At 31.0% G+C, this 17696-nt stretch carries 14 protein-coding genes; 12 read left to right on the top strand and 2 right to left on the bottom strand.

The window, feature by feature from the left end; translation table 11 throughout:
• The first annotated feature begins 84 nt into the window (after positions 1 to 84).
• The 3 genes from HYG85_RS03730 to HYG85_RS03720 are packed head-to-tail and all read left to right on the top strand — an operon-like array spanning position 85 to position 4235.
• Positions 85 to 702, top strand: a complete 618-nt coding sequence (locus HYG85_RS03730; RefSeq protein WP_212692341.1) for a TetR/AcrR family transcriptional regulator — start codon at positions 85 to 87, stop codon at positions 700 to 702.
• 34 nt (positions 703 to 736) lie between these two features.
• Positions 737 to 2488 (top strand): ABC transporter ATP-binding protein, encoded by a 1752-nt coding sequence (locus HYG85_RS03725; RefSeq protein WP_212692340.1) that lies wholly within the window; start codon positions 737 to 739, stop codon positions 2486 to 2488.
• A gap of 1 nt (position 2489) precedes the next feature.
• Entirely contained in the window at positions 2490 to 4235 is a 1746-nt protein-coding gene (locus tag HYG85_RS03720; protein ID WP_212692339.1) for an ABC transporter ATP-binding protein, read from the top strand.
• A gap of 277 nt (positions 4236 to 4512) precedes the next feature.
• On the opposite strand, the gene HYG85_RS03715 is transcribed toward HYG85_RS03720, so the two are convergent.
• Positions 4513 to 5970 (bottom strand): DDE-type integrase/transposase/recombinase, encoded by a 1458-nt coding sequence (locus HYG85_RS03715; protein ID WP_212690144.1) that lies wholly within the window; start codon positions 5968 to 5970, stop codon positions 4513 to 4515.
• Positions 5971 to 6145: 175 nt separating this feature from the next.
• On the opposite strand from HYG85_RS03715, the gene HYG85_RS03710 reads away from it, so the two are divergent.
• From HYG85_RS03710 to HYG85_RS03695, 4 genes are read left to right on the top strand one after another with little or no spacing between them, the layout of a single operon-like run.
• Positions 6146 to 6739 (top strand): MptD family putative ECF transporter S component, encoded by a 594-nt coding sequence (locus HYG85_RS03710; protein ID WP_212692338.1) that lies wholly within the window; start codon positions 6146 to 6148, stop codon positions 6737 to 6739.
• Positions 6739 to 7440: an energy-coupling factor transporter transmembrane component T family protein gene (locus tag HYG85_RS03705; RefSeq protein ID WP_212692337.1), complete on the top strand. Its 702-nt coding sequence runs from the start codon at positions 6739 to 6741 to the stop codon at positions 7438 to 7440. The genes HYG85_RS03710 and HYG85_RS03705 overlap by 1 nt, the downstream gene beginning before the upstream one ends.
• Complete coding sequence (locus tag HYG85_RS03700) at positions 7437 to 8846, top strand: ABC transporter ATP-binding protein (protein ID WP_212692336.1); 1410 nt, start codon at positions 7437 to 7439, stop codon at positions 8844 to 8846. Before HYG85_RS03705 ends, HYG85_RS03700 begins: the two co-directional genes overlap by 4 nt.
• On the top strand, positions 8836 to 9438 hold the full coding sequence (locus HYG85_RS03695; RefSeq protein ID WP_212692335.1) for an L-2-amino-thiazoline-4-carboxylic acid hydrolase: 603 nt from the start codon (positions 8836 to 8838) through the stop codon (positions 9436 to 9438). The genes HYG85_RS03700 and HYG85_RS03695 overlap by 11 nt, the downstream gene beginning before the upstream one ends.
• A gap of 47 nt (positions 9439 to 9485) precedes the next feature.
• On the opposite strand, the gene HYG85_RS03690 is transcribed toward HYG85_RS03695, so the two are convergent.
• The gene (locus HYG85_RS03690) at positions 9486 to 9902 is read right to left on the bottom strand and encodes a DUF805 domain-containing protein (RefSeq protein ID WP_212692334.1); all 417 of its coding nucleotides are present in this window, start codon (positions 9900 to 9902) and stop codon (positions 9486 to 9488) included.
• A 149-nt stretch (positions 9903 to 10051) separates the two neighbouring features.
• On the opposite strand from HYG85_RS03690, the gene HYG85_RS03685 reads away from it, so the two are divergent.
• From HYG85_RS03685 to HYG85_RS03665, 5 genes are all read left to right on the top strand, one after another.
• Positions 10052 to 12502, top strand: coding sequence for a UvrD-helicase domain-containing protein (locus HYG85_RS03685; protein ID WP_212692333.1), 2451 nt, complete (start codon positions 10052 to 10054; stop codon positions 12500 to 12502).
• A 189-nt stretch (positions 12503 to 12691) separates the two neighbouring features.
• On the top strand, positions 12692 to 13627 hold the full coding sequence (locus tag HYG85_RS03680) for a DUF5692 family protein (RefSeq protein WP_113671740.1): 936 nt from the start codon (positions 12692 to 12694) through the stop codon (positions 13625 to 13627).
• Positions 13628 to 13973: 346 nt separating this feature from the next.
• A complete protein-coding gene (locus HYG85_RS03675; RefSeq protein WP_113671739.1) occupies positions 13974 to 15128 on the top strand; it encodes an aromatic amino acid transport family protein in 1155 nt (384 codons plus the stop codon).
• 18 nt (positions 15129 to 15146) lie between these two features.
• Entirely contained in the window at positions 15147 to 16163 is a 1017-nt protein-coding gene (locus HYG85_RS03670; protein ID WP_212692332.1) for a metallophosphoesterase, read from the top strand.
• Positions 16164 to 16370: 207 nt separating this feature from the next.
• Positions 16371 to 17525: an FMN-binding protein gene (locus HYG85_RS03665; protein WP_212692331.1), complete on the top strand. Its 1155-nt coding sequence runs from the start codon at positions 16371 to 16373 to the stop codon at positions 17523 to 17525.
• Positions 17526 to 17696 lie beyond the last annotated feature (171 nt).

Here is a 17696-nt window from a genome sequence, read left to right as displayed (position 1 = left end):
TTACTAAATGTTATTGACAATCATTATCAATAATGATAATATAGCACTGATATATATCAGTGCTATATTAATGGAGGGGTTATTATGAGAAGTAATACTAAGACACAAGATAAATTATTAGAAATAGGAAAGCAAGAGTTTTTGAAAAACGGTTTTAAAAGTGCTTCGTTAAGAAAAATAGTGAAGGAAGCAGGTTTTACACTAGGCGCTTTTTACGGATATTACAAAGATAAGGAAGCATTATTTGATGGTTTGGTTGGAGAGGTTGCAGAGGATTTGTTTTCTACATTCAGAGCTGCCCAAAACTCACATTTTAATTTGATTGATTGTGATAAAACGATTGATACTAGAGAGTTGACTATGGAGTACTTAAAATATTTTATGAATTATATATATGACAACTTTGATGAATTCAAATTATTGATATGCTGTGCTGATGGCACTAAATATGAAAATTTCATAGATGACCTTGTTATTATTGATGTTGAAAGGACTACAGAATACTATGAAACTCTAAGGAAGCTTGGAAAGGTAGAAGGTAATGTCAGTCAACAATTACATCATATGTTAACTAGTGCTTATTTTACTGCAGTATTTGAAACTGTTGCCCATGATATGCCAAAAGAAGAGGCTGTTTCATATATAGAACAATTGGCACTTTTCTTCAATAATGGATGGGACAGTCTAATAAAGTTTAAATAACGTCAGTGAAATATAAAAGAGAGGAAGATATATTTTGAAAGATAAAAAACAGAGTAGTATCAGCTGGGTTTTAGGTTTTGCAAAACAATGCAAAAATAAGATGATTGCCTCAGTGTTACTTGCAATAGCTGGTGTTGGATTTGGTATAATCCCATACTTGGCAGTTTCTAAGCTTATAACTAGAATATTTGAGAAAAACTATACATGGAGCAATATATTATATATAGCTTTGATTGCCTTGATAGGTTATTTTGGTAAAGTTGTTTTTTCAACCTTATCAACAATTCTATCTCATAGAAGTGCATTTATAATTCTAAAGAGTATAAGACAGGAGATAACAGAAAAACTTTCTAAAGTACCTATGGGGTATATTGAAGATACATCATCAGGAAAATTCAAAACAGTGATAGTGGATACAGTAGAGAAGATAGAATTACCTCTAGCTCACATGATTCCAGAATTGACTTCTAATCTGTTGATACCTATATGTTTGACAATATACTTTTTCATGTTGGACTGGAGATTAGCATTAATAGCTTTAGCCACAATTCCAATAGGACTCATATGTTACATGGGAATGATGATAGATTATGAAACCCGTTATGGAAGAGTTTTAAAAGCTGGAAAAAACATGGATGCTACAATAGTTGAATACATAAATGGTATCGAGGTAATCAAGATGTTCAATCAATCTGCTAGGTCCTATAAAAAATACATAGATTCTGTAGAAGAAAATAGTAAATCCAAGATTGAATGGTTTAAAAAAACTAATGGATTCTACATAATAGCTATAAGTATAATGCCAACATCCCTTGTGGGAGTTTTACCTCTTGGAACATATCTATATATGAATGGTAGTATAAGCATACCTGTACTAATAACATGTATCATTTTATCAATGAGCCTTATAAAACCACTTATTCAAGCATTGGAATATACAGACAGCTTGGCTATGGTTGATAGTACCGTAAAAGAAATAGCGGATATACTACAGGTTGAAGAAATGAAGAGACCTCAATATAGGAAAGATACTAAAAATAATACAATAACATTTGATAATGTATCTTTTGCATATGATGAAGTTCAGGTATTGAAGAATATCAGCTTTTCCACAATTCCATCGGGTATTACTGCTATAGTGGGACCATCAGGCAGTGGTAAATCCACTATCGCCAAACTTATAGCTAGTTTTTGGGAAGCGAACCAAGGAAGTATTAAATTAGGAGACGTAGATGTTAAAGAATTGCCATTAGCTCAGATTATGGATACTACTTCCTATGTTTCTCAGGATAATTTCTTATTTAACTTATCCATAAGAGAAAATATACGTCTAGGAAATAAAAAAGCTACAGATAAAGAAGTTGAGATTGCAGCTAAAAAAGCAAGTGCTCACGAGTTTATCATGACTTTACCTAAAGGATATGATACCAATGTAGGTGATGCAGGGGGGAAATTATCAGGTGGGGAAAGACAAAGGATTGCAATTGCTAGAGCTATTCTGAAAGATGCACCAATAGTGTTGTTAGATGAAGCAACAGCATTTACTGATCCAGAAAATGAAAATAGGATACAGAATTCAATAAATCAATTGATTAAAGATAAAACACTAATAGTAATAGCTCATAGACTATCTACGATTATTAATGCAGACCAGATAATTGTTATGAATAATGGACAAGTTGAAGGAATTGGAGATCATATTAGTCTACTAAAAAGCTGTAAATTGTATAAAGACTTATGGGAAGCCCATATCAGCTATAAAGATAGTATAGAGGAGGCATCATAGGATGATAAAGTTATTTAAACGTCTGCTTAATTTTTCGGGAAAACATCGTAAAGATATTATAGTATCATTGATAACAAGCTTCATTAAATCGAATTTCGAAATTATGTCTTTTATGGCAGTAATAATGCTCATAAATTGGTTACTCTTGTCCGTAGAAGGCAAAAAAGTAATTGACATGACTGACGTTTTTACCATCTTTGGAGTAATGGTAATCAGTATAGTAGGTAAGATTATATTTTCAAATATATCCAATCAAAAACGTGTTATTTCTAGTTTTAAGATGTGTCAGGACAAAAGGTTGGAAATTGGAGAACTCATGAAAAGAGTCAAGATGGGATATTTTAATGAAAATCTTCTAGGTGAGATAACAGCGACTACAACTACTACATTAGGTGATATAGAAACCATATCTGTTACTATATTCGATAAAGTGATAAATGGATTGGTACATGGTGCAGTTATTTCTATATGGATATTAATATACGATTGGCATATTGGATTAATAACTGTTGCTGGAATCATTATAGCCATGATTGTATATGTGCATATACAGAAAAAAAGTAAAATCTTATCACCAAGAAGACAAAAAGCTCAAGCTGGTCTAGTAACCTCAATACTGGAATATATTCAAGGAATGGGTGTGGTCAAAGCATATAACCTTGGGGGCAATTCTAGCAAAGGAGTAAAAGATGCAATAGAAGAAAGTTCACAAGCTAACATAAAACTGGAAAGTGTATTTTCTAGTTTAACAGCTTTATATCAACTGGCATTTAAAATTGCATCATCAATAATAATTGTTGTTGCTCCTTACCTATTAATTGATGGAGAGATAACAATAGTTAAATGCTTTATACTTCTTATTTCCAGTTTCATAATATATGAACAGATGGAAATAGTAGGAAGTGTTTCATCTTTAACTAGAGTTATAGAAGCATCACTAAATAGAATTGATAATCTAAGTAATACACCTATCATGGATGGAGACGGAAAAGATATCAAATTAGATAATTACCACATAGAAATAAAAGATGTGAGTTTTTATTATGAGGATATGGAAGTTATAAAAAACATGAATATAAAAATACCTGAGAATACTACAACAGCCATAGTTGGACCTTCAGGTAGTGGGAAAACAACTATTTGCAGATTGATAACACGTTTCTTTGATGTTGATAAGGGAGAGGTTACCGTAGGTGGACATAATGTAAAAGATTTTACATGTGAAAGTTTATTGAATAATTTTAGTACAGTATTTCAAAAAGTCTATTTATTTGAAGATACGATATTTAATAATATCCGTTTTGGTAAACCTGATGCTACCTTAAAAGAAGTACAAGAAGCAGCTAAAAAAGCCTGTTGTCATAGCTTTATAGAAGCCCTTCCTGATGGCTATGATACATATGTTGGAGAAGGAGGCAGTAGTTTATCTGGTGGAGAAAAGCAGAGAATATCTATTGCCAGAGCTATACTAAAAGATGCACCTATAATCATCTTAGATGAGGCAACTGCAAGTGTAGACCCAGAAAATGAAAAGAATCTCCAGATTGCAATCAGGGAATTGACTAAGAACAAAACAGTAATTATGATAGCACATCGTTTAAGTACAGTGAAGCATGCAGATCAAATACTTGTTATTAATAATGGTCAAGTAGAACAGGCTGGGAAGCATAATGAACTAATTTCACAAGAGGGTATATATAAGAGGTTTATCTCAGCAAGAGAAGAAGCTATTGGATGGCAGTTATAATGGAACATGAAAATAGGTAGTGTAAAGTAGCCTATGAAAAACAAAAACAAAAAATAATTAAGCCTTAAAAGAAAAAAAGGTAACAGAAATAGCTCTTGGTAACTTACGCCACCCTTGACAGCACCATTAAACAATGCTTAAAAATGGTGCCGACGGTGAAAAACTCAAGAGCAGATAGACCTATCCCGTCGTAATCATGGCATTGTAGCATTGTTTAATGATGCTATCAAGGGCATGTCCCTGCGGGATGGCTGTATCAGTGCCTCTGGTTCAAAATCTAAGAACAGATAGATTGTTGCTCTTGTAAATGAAGAATGGTTTTTTGACCAAGGTATATAAGGAGTTGCCATTTTCCAGGCATGTTATCAGCTTTGGAGAGCAAATTAACCCTATTCAAAGGCTTTTTATAGCAAGTAACTTTATGGGGACGTAGGAAATTGTAATAAGCTACCCATAAAGACAAGGCATAATTAGCACCATCATAATTATCGTAACCATTGGTTATACGATAAGAAGCTTTAAAAGTTCGGTTAAGGCGTTCTACAATCTGCTTGAATGGGCGAAACTTTTTAGAAACTTCGTCATCATTGGAAAGACCTATTACCTGAGTGATATCAAACTTAAGAGGATCTTTCTCACGGAGAGCGAATTGTTGAGAAGCTAAAGGATAAGCGCTATAGCCATCAGCAATAAAACGAAATTTATCAGGAAGCTTTTTAAGATTGCGAAAAGCCATACGCATAGCAAGGATACAAGGACCTACGCCACGATTATCAGATACCCTGTAACCAAGGATAGAACGAGAAACAGCATCCATAATGAACCAAACATAACCTTTGATACCACGGACTTTGATATAAGTTTCATCAGCTATCATAGTAGAGAAATGGTTGTAATTATAATTATCAACAAAAGGTTTAATAAGAGTAGCAGCGGAATGAGCATAGTTAGCAACCATAGTATGAGAGATATCAATACAATGAATGTCTTTTAAAGCCTGAGCAGTTTTTCTTAAAGATAGTCCAAGGTTTACATGATAAGACAAACAAAGTCCCATGATATAAGCACTTTTACTACGGAATTTAAAAGAAGAAGCATTTTTAGGAAGAGAATCCAAATCCATAGCAAAAAAATCTACAGAGAATTCACGGTAGATATAGCGTAGTTTATACTTATAGCGATCAGAATGTTTTACGTCATTAGGTAATTTACTCACATTGGATATATAATAAGAGCACTTATTATTAATGCACTTATGTACATTAAAATGTTTCCTATCTTTTTTTGCAACAAGAGAATGATTGCAATAAGGGCATTTAAGAACAAGAGGAGAAGAAACTTGTTCACCCGTAACAAAAGTTTTTTGGCAAACTTTACACTTAAATTGGCCTTTACCACCATTATTATCGTAAATATATTGCTGTGGAGCACCACATAAAGGGCAAATGGTATCGTTAGGAACATTACGGATTTTACCTTTTTGAGTCCTAACAGGTTTTAAAGGTTTACCATAACGAAGAAGATAGTATTCAGTCAAAAATTGCCAATCTTGTTTAACAAAGCGTTTAATAATAGGTAGTTTATCGGTCTTGAATTTCTGATACTTAGGTGAATGAGCATCATCAAAAGCCCATTGCTTAAGAGGAATAAATTTAGAGATGAAAAGAAGTAACCAAGAAATTTGTTGATTTTGGTATTGAATTATATTAAGTAAATAAGTTATAATTGAAGGCATAGCAATGACATCCTTTCAGGAATTTTTGGTGTGTTGGAACTTCAATTATAACTGAAAATAGGGGGTCATTGTTATTTTATTGCAAAAAACTGTGAAACCCTTGATAAATAAAGAATTTAAACAAATAGTGTAGTGTTAAACTTTACACTACCTGAAAATAAGAGGAGGACAAAAGATGAAAAAGACAAATAAGTTTTCAGTAAAAGATATAATAACAATGGTTATCCTAAGTGTTTTGATAGTAATAATACAGGTAGTTATTAATGCTGTTTCTATGGTAAATGAATTCTTCAGTCTAGTATTATCGTCAGGGATAGTATGCTTTTTATCAGCACCAATCTATGTTGTGATGATTAAGAAAGTAAAAAAACCACTGGTAACATTTGTATATAGTATAATTCTTGCACTAGTTTATCTAATGATGGGATATTGGTTCATAAGTATATATTTGATTATAGTGGGAATCATATGTGAATTGATTTTATATAGAAGTCTCAGTGATAAGCAGATAATAAAAACTTGGACATTCTTTAGTGTCGCATTTGTTGGTACATCTATATTACCAATACTTGTAATGTGGGATGATTATGTGAAGGCATCAGTTCAAGGTGGGATGACTATGGAATATATCAACAACTATAAATGCTATTATACTGATCCAAAATGGCTGATAATAATATTTGCTTTTGCGGCAGTAGGAGGATTTTTAGGAAGTTATTATGGTACTAAATTATCTAGAAGACATTTTGACAAGGCAGGAGTACTATAGTGAATACTATTAATAAATGGGAATATTCAATGGCTACAAAACTTATTATATTGATCTTAACTATATTTGGTACATTTTTGGTGGGAAATGTTAATTACATGCCTGTGTTATTTATAGGTCTTTGCTGTAATTTCATGGTTCAGAGGAAGTTTAAAATATTAAAAATGTATATACCCTTTTATTTAGTTCTAAGTATAATTAGGTGGCTAAGTCGTACATATTTGTTTACAATCATTGGTTTCTCCGAGTTCTATGTTTTTATGTTTTGGTGGCTGACACCGATTTTTATGGCTATGCATGATGTTGTAACTACTTCACCAGGGATTATTAGTGTTTTTTTATCTAAGATGCGTGTGCCTAAAACTTTTATATTGGGAGTATTAGTTACCTGTAGATTCATTCCTACAGTCAGGTTTGCTGTAAAAGGAGTAAAGGAATCAATGTATAATCGTGATCTAACAGGAAGTAAAAATTTCATTTTGCATCCTGTCAAAACATATGAGTATGTATTGGTACCAATGTTAATGATGAGTATTAACACAGCAGATCAATTATCAGCATCTGCTGTGGTTAGAGGTATAGAAGCTCCATGTAAGAGAGGAAGTTATTATTGCGATAATAAAGGGTTGAAGGATTTCATTGGAATTACAATAATAATATTTATGTTTTGCTATTTATTGTGTAGGGGAGGACTAAAATGATTAATCTAGAAAATATATCTTTTACATATGGACAATCTCCTTGTTTGAAAAATGTATCCCTGAAGGTGAAAAAAGGGGAGTCTATAGCTATTATAGGACCGTCTGGAAATGGTAAAACTTCAATAATACGTACAATCAATGGATTGATACCTAACTATTTTGAAAACGGTAGTCTTCAAGGAAAGGTATACATAGACGGTAAAAAAGCAGATGAATTTCCTATGTGGAAAAGAGGTAAAAAAGTAGGTAGTGTATTTCAAGACCCAAGAACACAATTCTTTTCTAATAAAGTAGAGGGTGAGATTGCTTTTGCATGTGAAAATTATGGATTGAATCATGATAGGATAATGACTTGTACTAAGGATATTATTAAACAACTTAGATTACAAGAACTAGAAGATAAGAACCTTTCTGAACTATCTAGTGGTGAACGTCAAAAAGTTGCAATAGCTTCTGCTATGGTAACAAAACCTGAGGTTTTGATTTTTGATGAACCATCAGCAAATCTAGATACAGAAGGTGTTGATAATCTGAAACATACCCTTGAAATACTCAAGAACAATGGAGCTACAATGGTATTTGCAGAACATAGAATATATTATCTGTTGGATATTGTTGACCGTTTTTTATATATTGAAGATGGAAAAATCGTTAAAGAATATTCAAAAGAAGAAATTAAGAAGATTAGTTTATTACAACAGCAAAAATTAGGAATACGCTGTCCTTTTAAAACGAGAATCAAGTCTTTGAAAAAGATTTCAAAAAGACAAGATGACCCTGTAATAGAATTAGACAATATTTCTCTAACTATCAAAGGGAAAAATATCATAAAGAATTGTTCATTTACAGGATGTTCTGGTGAGATAATAGCTGTATTAGGTACTAATGGAGCAGGAAAAACTACACTTGCCAAGGTCTTATGCGGTATGTATAAAGAAAGTCAAGGGGACATTTTGATTAACGGTAAAAGAACTAATAGGAAAAAAAGAAACAAAAAAGTCTGGTATAGTGCTAATGAAACCCAAACTCAATTTTTCACCAATAGCATAGAGAAAGAAATATTGATAGGAATAGATAGAACAACTGAAAAATTAGAAAAAGCAAGAGAATTATTAAAGCTATTTAACCTATATGATATAAGGGATAAACATCCATATGCATTATCAGGTGGACAAAAACAAAGGCTGTCAATTCTGTGTGGTCTATTATCAGATAGAGATATATTGATACTGGATGAACCCAGCAGTGGATTGGATTATAGAAATATGGAAATTCTAGCTAAAACCATAAAAAATGCAGCATCAATGAATAAAACTATCTTATTGATTACCCATGATTATGAATTGGTCAATGCTTGTTGCACACATTATTATAATCTATCGGAAGGAAATGTGTATGAATCATAATAAAATATTGAAAAAAAGCTCAATGAATTATATATTATATCAAGGTCAATTATGTGGTAATAAAGAACTCATAAGAAAGACTGAAAGAAGATTGGGAGAACTAATTGAGAAACATGATCTATCAAATAAGAAAATGGCTGTTCACATGAAAAAGGCTATATTGCCATCTATAGCAGTCTACAAGGAAATGCTTGAATTCGGTTATCCAAGAGAAAAAAGTATTGAAGCTATAAAAGAATCGGCAATAATAGCTAACAAAGGTATGGCATCCTTTTTTGGATTTATTGGGAAAATGCCTTTTGGTTATGCCATATTTCGTAAAATGTGTCCTATGGCTATTAAAAATAGTTTCTGCGAACCAGGATGGAATATGAAATGGATAAGCAATAATAGCAAGACCATGGAATTTCATGCGAAAAGCTGTTTATACGTAGATATCATGAAACAAGAAAATTGTCTAGAGTTGGTTCCTATTTTCTGCCAAGTGGATGATTACATGTATGGCAACATGAAAAATATTATTTGGGATAGAAAGAAGACTCTGGGATATGGAGACAAGGTATGTGACTTTAGATTTTTCAAAAGGTCATAGGATATGTGGAATAGTCAAATTAAATTATTTAGAAAGCATAGAATGTTTTATTCTATGCTTTCGTCGTCAAATGGATAATGATCATAATCTAATGGGTCATCGCCATAATAATTTCCATCGTTTTTACCAGGCGCAAAAAGAATATATAATCCAAAAATTCCAGGAATAATTTTTATAACGGGAATTAGTGAAAGAAATTGAATAAGTGCCAGCCATCCAGTTAGATTAAGGTCATGTAAACGTCTTACGGTAAGGCTCAAACCTGATATTGAGCATATTATAAGTATTAAGAAATAAATAGTCATAATAACGTATGTACCGGTTAATGAAGCAGTCTCAAGCTTATTCATGGCTATTAAATAATCCAAACCTACTATTATGGATAAAGGTATACCAAATAAAAAATACCTTAAACGATTCAGGCGACCCTTGAAATTGAAATACATTTTTAAAAATTGTCTCATGTTTTATCTCCTTATTATATGAATGTGAATATATAATAACATAAAATGACAAAAATTTAAATATTAGTATAATATTTTGACTAAAATAGTAGAATATATAGTAAAAAAATGTTATTATATGCATATAAACTTATTGTGAGGTCGATTATATGCAGTTAAATATAGATCAAAAAAGAATAATTGAAACAAAGCCCAATGGACATATGTTAATAAAGGGAGTAGCAGGAAGCGGTAAAACTACTGTAGCTGTTAATAAAATTCCACATTTAATTAAACATTATTGTTCTAATGAGGATAAAGTATTAGTTATCACATATGCAAAAACACTTATAAATTACATAAGATATATATATGAAGATATGGATGATGAAATAACTACTATAGAGTTATTGGATAACAAAACTAGTTCTAAAGTAAAAATAAGTACTGTAGATAGTATTATTTATAAGTTGTTTAACGAATATCAAAAATTTGTAAATAAAAGGTACCACATAATTGGTGATACTGATAGATATAGAATAATTAACAAGGCAATAAGTACTATTGAAAAAAGATACAGCAATCAAAATATAGTAACTACTGATAATGCAAGATTTTTATTAGAAGAATTTGACTGGATTAAATCATGTAAATATCTTAATATAGAAACTTATCAAAGTATTGATAGAAAAGGTAGAACTAATAATAACGAAACTGATGGACCGCAGAGAATATTAAAGAATTCTATTAACAGAAGAGCTATTTATGAATTAATGATTGAATATGAAAAACTTATGGAAAAAGAAGGATTGACAGATTTTAAAACAATGGCAATTAGAGTACTAAAAGGACTAAAATGCAACAAAATTAAATGTGAGAAATATCCACATATACTCATAGATGAAAGTCAAGATTTAACAAGAGTACAACTTGAAATACTATATGAATTATATAATCATAGAAAAATATATTCTAGTATTGTATTTGTGGCTGATACTGCACAGAGTATATATCCTCACTCATGGCTATCATATAATAGTTTTAAAAGTATAGGGTTTGATATGTCAGGAAGGGCTAGAATACTTTCTAAGAACTATAGAACTACAACGGAAATTGCACGGGCAGCATATAGTTTAATAGAAAATGATGAAAATGTAACAAGTAATATAAATTATGTGAAACCATCAGTAATAGATAGACATGGAAAATATCCATTATACAGACATTTTAGTTCAGAAGTAAAAGAACTAGATTATATAAGTAATGAAATCAACAATAAATTATATAAGAAATTTAATCTAAAAGATGTAGCTATAATTGCAAGAAAAAAAGCTCAATTATATAATGCTAAGAATTTTTTAATTAGCAGAGGTATTGATGCTGAAATTATAGATAAAAAAAATCCTAATTTTGATAATGATTCTGTAAAATTAATTACCATGCATTCAATCAAAGGTTTAGAGTTTAATGTAGTAATTATAATAGGACTAAACAAGGATAATATTCCTATTAAAGTACAAGGTGAATTGCAGAATAATAAAGATGTAGAATCAGTTGAAAGAAAGTTGCTTTATGTTGGAATGACAAGAGCAAAAGAAGTATTGTATTTAACTAGTTCATATTTACCTTCAAAGTTTATAGCTGAAATAAATCCTGCATATTTACTATTAGAAGAAGATCAAGAGTTTAAGAGAGTAAGGCATATAGGTATTGAAAATTATAGATATACAGAGAAAATAGCTGATAAATACAGTAATGAGGAAATAGTACGACAGTGGGTTATTAACGAGTTGAATGAAAAATTGGATTATCCATATGAAATGATAGATATGGAATACAAAGTTAAGACCTTTTCAAGAACAGGATATGTAGATATAGTTGTTTTTAACTATAATCAGGGAAAGAAAGAGCCATATATATTTTGTGAAATAAAAAGACCAAATGAAGATATTAATAATGCCATCTTACAACTAAAATCATATTTAGAGACTAATGAAAATGTAAAATATGGTTTAGCCTGTAATGGTAAAGATATATTGATTATAAAACGAGATAAAGGTAAATTTCAATATATGGATAGATTACCAAAGTTCTCAGGGAATATAGGTCAGATTGTAAGTGAGTATAAATATATCGATATAAGGAAAGGAAAAAAATATAAATTATTAAAAAATGTAGAAGACAATGAAGTGATAAATTTATATGACTATGATAGCGATATAGCCTATGATATTGAAAAATATGATAAATTAAATATATACGGTAAAGTAATAGCTGGTAATTTTCAGCTGGCAGTACAAGAAAATTTAGGGTATATTTCGTTGCCTTCTAATTTACTATATGATAGCAATAATTGCTTTTTATTAGAAGTAACTGGAGATAGTATGATAAATGCGGGTATTAATAAAGGAGATTATGTAATAGTACACAAGCAGAATTATGCTGAAAATCTAGATATAATAGTTGGAGTAGTTGGAAATGAAGCAACCCTTAAAAAATATACAACGATGGGAAATAAAGTATTACTTATGCCAGAAAATAAAAAATATGAACCTATAATAGTTGAAGAGATAGAATTACATATTAATGGAAAAGTAATTGGTATATTAAAACGCGACTAAATCCTAAAAAAAATTGACATATATTACAATATAAAGTAAAATTATAATGTTTGTGACATATAATTATGTCTGTAGACAATAAAAAAACTAAATTTACAATGTTTTATGTAACAATTTATAGTTGCCTACGAACAGATGTGTTAAAATTATATCAATGTTATAATCAATAATTCTAGGAGGCAAAGTAATATGGGTATTTTTTATGAAGTAACAAGTTTTTCAGGATGGGCGATTTGGCTTTTCGTTGTTTTTGCTTTAATGGCATTCAATGAACTTGGTCGTTCTACAAAATGGGGTGGAATTACATTATTTTTAGTTGTTCCTATAGTATTGACCATCGCAGTTTGGCCAAAAACCGCAGCTCCAGGAAATGAATATGGTACTGGTAACTGGTTTAACTGGGTAAAAACCTATTCTGCTCTTGCAGGATGTCTTGGTTTTATGGCTATTCGTTTTATTCCTTCCTTAGCGAAGAAGAAATGGGCTTTATGCTTCCCGCCACTTATCCTGGGTCTTAATATACTTGAAGCAGCTTTTCGTGATTTTCAATGTTTCTCATATGGAGCATGGGATGGTGAATTCATAAACAATCTATGGGTAATGTCAGGGTCATGGAATATAATGAATGGAATAGCAGGTATTCTTAATGTTGTTGCCATATGTGGTTGGGTTGGTATTTTCATATCAAAAGATAAAACAAAAGATATGATTTGGCCAGATATGATATGGGCTTGGATCATAGCTTATGATATATGGAATTTCGCTTATACATATAATTGTATTGCAGACCATTCATTCTACTGTGGTTTAGCATTACTGACATCTTGTACAATTCCAGCTTTCTTTATCAAAAGAGGAGCTTGGTTGCAACACCGTGCACAGACACTTGCTTTATGGATTATGTTTGTTATGACTGTACCCTCATTTGCTGACCGTATAGCCCCAGTATCCACTACACACAATCCAACTGCGTTTTTTGTACTAAGTTTGTTGGCTCTAATCACAAATGCTGCACTTGTAATCTATCAATTCAATAAAATACGTAAAAATAAACTGAATCCATTGAAGGATGAGATATATGCAGATACTGAAACATATAAAAAAGTTGTAGCAGAAAATGTATAAGAGTGTACAGCAGATAGAAATTAGATTGACAATTATAAGATAAATATAGAATCATAATATACCACCTATAAGAATATATCCCTCTTGAAGTAGACATTTTTATTATTCCAACTATCTGCTTTAAAGGGAATATAAAGCTAAATAGGTGGTTTTATAATGCTTAATATTGATAATTAGCACATTATAAACAATAGTATTAATGATTTTGAAATGGTATTAGCTGTTTGTATATGCTATAATCAAATGAGTATGATTTATTAGCATTATGTTATTATAAAACCACTTTATAACAGAGAGAGATTAGATAAATGAATTGATGTAGTAATGATACTTGGGAGGGTAAAAGATGAAAATACAAAGTGAAGCTGATTTCACTGTGTTTGAAGCAACAAGTATGATTGTTGGACACAGTATTGGTACAGGTATAATCGCAGTACCTTTTTTAGCGACTAAAAATAATTTGAGAGACGTTGTATTAATGGTTATATTAGCATATTTTATAAACGTTGTCTTACATTTAATTATTGCGGAACTTTCCTATAACAATGGTGGTGTTCAACTAGTTAAGAGTTTTGAAGGAGAATTGTTCAGAGGGAAAGCAAAAAAAATATTCAGTTGGATTATGTTTACGGTCTATGGATTAGCAATAGTTGTTGGTGTCAGTGGTAATATTAATGGTGGTGCTATGATAATCTGGAGCTGGCTTGACATACCATTTTCATTAGCTCAGATCATATATTATGTTCTAGCGGGTATAGTAGTATTTATGGGAATGAAGGCTGTAGGTATTGCTCAGAAGTATACGGTATCCTTATTGATAGTGATAGTGATTGCTATAAGTATTGGAACATTCATGAAACCTATGAATGCTATCGGGTCTTCCAAAGTACATATCAATAATCTTCTAGGATTATATAGCATGGTCGTTTTTGCAACCTCTGCTAACCAAGCGGTAATTCAATCGGTAAAAGGATTGAAAGGAAATGTTAAAAAAATTAGGACTTCAATATTTTTAGGTTTTGCTATATCATCTATTTTTGTTTTGATTGTTACTATAACTGTTTTATTGGGTGTGAATAATTCACTGGATAAAGAATTAGCCTATCTACAACTAGGAGAAAATATTGGACGTTGGGCAGCTATACTTGCAGGTTTGTTTTCATTATTTGCCCTATTAACAACTTTTTGGTCAAATACTTTGAGCCTTCGTGATGTTGTTCATGAACAGATAGGGATAAATAATAAAGTCTGTTGGTTATTGGCTACAATTCCATCATTACTGTTTGCCATTTTTGGTGTAAATAGCTTTATTATCCTAACAAGGATAATGTCAGGTGTAGTAGTGCTGGTGGCTGTAATGCTTGTATTTACTTATAACAGGTCAAGGAAAAAAGCTGGTGCTAGTCCAATCTGCGGTAGATTCGGAAAATTGGTATTTCAAGTCATTATGGTGATATCAACTATAATCTGTGCAGTTGGTGCCATGATACCTTTAACTTGATGAAGAGGAGGGATGATAATGTATGATAATCCTAATTGCTACAAAGATAAAGATAACCATTTTGCTATAAATATTGGTGATGGACCATATAAAATATTGCAATTGACTGATTTACATTTTGGTTTTGGAATATTGTCTAGAAAACAAGATAGATTAGGTATGGATGCAGTGACTAAGTTAGTAGAAAAATCAAAACCAGATTTGATAATACTTACAGGAGATAGTATTTTCCCTTTCATATTCAAATCCGGTACTAGAAATAATATCAAACAAGCTAGAAGATTAGTAGAGTTCATGGATTCATTTGAGATTCCTTATGCCTTCTTATTTGGAAATCATGATATTGAAATGGGTTCAAAAGGGGATAAAGACCAGATATCTGAGATTATCATAAACGGTAAATACAGTGTTTTTGCTAAAGGGAAAAAAGAACTTACTGGTGAAGGTAATTACATAATAAAACTCATAGATAAAAGAGAGAAAGTACTTATGGCACTTGTAGTATTAGACTCAAATATGTATGGGGAAGGATGGTTCTTCAGTGGCTTCGACTGTATACATAAGGAGCAGACAGAATGGTGTATGAACGAATTATCCATACTTAAAAAACAAAATGAAAACCTGAAGGCTTTAGCATTTTTTCATATGCCATTACCTGAATTCAAAGAAGCTTATGAAAAGATGAAGTTAGGAGATAAAAGTGTTGAGTATAATTTTGGTAGTATAGGTGAAAGCAACGATTATTTTGGTATATCAAAGAATAACTATGGTTTTTTTGAAAAAGTAGTAGAGAACGGTGTAATCAAAGGGATTTTCTGTGGACATGACCATCTTAACACACTTTCACTAACTTATCAGGATGTTATGATGACATATGGGATGTCAATTGACTTTTTGGCTTATAAAAATATTAAAAAGAGATATACACAGAGAGGTGGAACTCTAATTACAATAGATAAAGACGGTTTGTTTAAGGTGAAACCAGTACCTCTTACAACTGTTGTATCTGACTTTGTTAGAGGACAAAGCGAGTAACATTAGTATCATGGCTAATTAATGAGAATTTTTATTAAGGCACCTAAATATTTGGGTGCCTTTTAGTATAAATAAATTTTATTTATGATTGGAAAAGTAAATTTACATAATATTAACATAATTTTGTGGTAGATTAAAATGGTTATTAAGCATATAATTACATTAAAGAAATTTTGTGAACTATAATTGCAAAGAAGGAAGATTATTATGAAGAAAAAAATTCAGAAATATCGCTTAAGTATTCAAATTCTATGTTTGGTTTTGTCAATTACTTCATTCTTAATTAACTCAGAAGTGGCTACCTTAGTATTTTTAGGTTTAACTATTTTTTCAGGAGTATTCTACTGTGGTTGGATTTGTCCTTTTGGATTTATACAGGAGATATTCGGTAGGATAGGGAGTTTATTAGGTATTAAAAAAAGAAAAATGCCCATGCTCATACATAAGATTTTGGTATCTATTAGATACATAATTCTTGGACTTGTATTAATAATTGCATGGGATTCAATATTTAATATACTGGCATTTGACCCTAGGGCTAACTTTTTAAGGTTGTTATCACTTAATATGATTACTATTGGTGCAATTGCAGTTATAAGCTTCTTTTTAATAGTAAGTTTATTCTATGAAAGACCATTTTGTAATTACTTTTGTTATCAAGGTGCCAGGTATGGTTTGTTTAGTATCCTTAGACCATTAACAATCAAGAGGAATGAATCTATATGTGTAAACTGTAAGAAATGTGATAATATATGTCCTATGAATATAGAGGTATCAAAATGTGGGAACTTGAGGTCGCCTCAGTGTATCAACTGTTTCAAGTGCATAACAGATTGTTCAGTAGAAGGTGCTCTAAGTTATGGAAAAATGGTTATGACCAAAAATGAGAAGAAAAAATATATTGGTACTCTTACTGCAACAGTCTCAATATTGATTTTAGCTTTTATTGTGCATAGTGTTTTCATTGAACCTAAATCTCAAGAGACTGAAGCAAATAAACAGATAGAAACTCAAACAGTACCTTCTAATTCAGATGAGTCAAAAGTTATTACTGAAGAAGATACTAAAAACTTAGGAGATGCTGCAGGTATAGCAGATGGTGTCTATACAGGTAAAGGTGAGGGCTATAAAGGTACAATAGTAGTTCAAATAACAGTAAAGAGTGAACAGATTATAGTAGTGGAAGTTTTAGAACAGAAGGATGATAAAAAGTGGTTTAATAGAGCATATAGCGTCATACCAGATAAAATTATTGAAAGCCAAAGTACTGAAGTTGATGCTGTAAGTGGAGCATCCTTCTCATCAAAGGGAATTATAGAGGGAGTTAAAGATGCTTTAAATAATGCACATAAAAATAATTAAATAATAACCAAAAAATAATATCAAAATATGTAACTTATGGAGAAAATATCTTGCAAAAACCATAATTATTGACGACAAAATATATCAATGTTATAATTTTAACAAAGGCCATACGTTCTATAATGGTATAACCAAGAGACGCATGACATTTTATAGCCTGCGTTTACTAAA

The organism is Vallitalea guaymasensis (genome assembly GCF_018141425.1).
Lineage (GTDB): Bacteria > Bacillota > Clostridia > Lachnospirales > Vallitaleaceae > Vallitalea > Vallitalea guaymasensis.
This window is presented reverse-complemented; position numbering and strand designations above follow the sequence as displayed.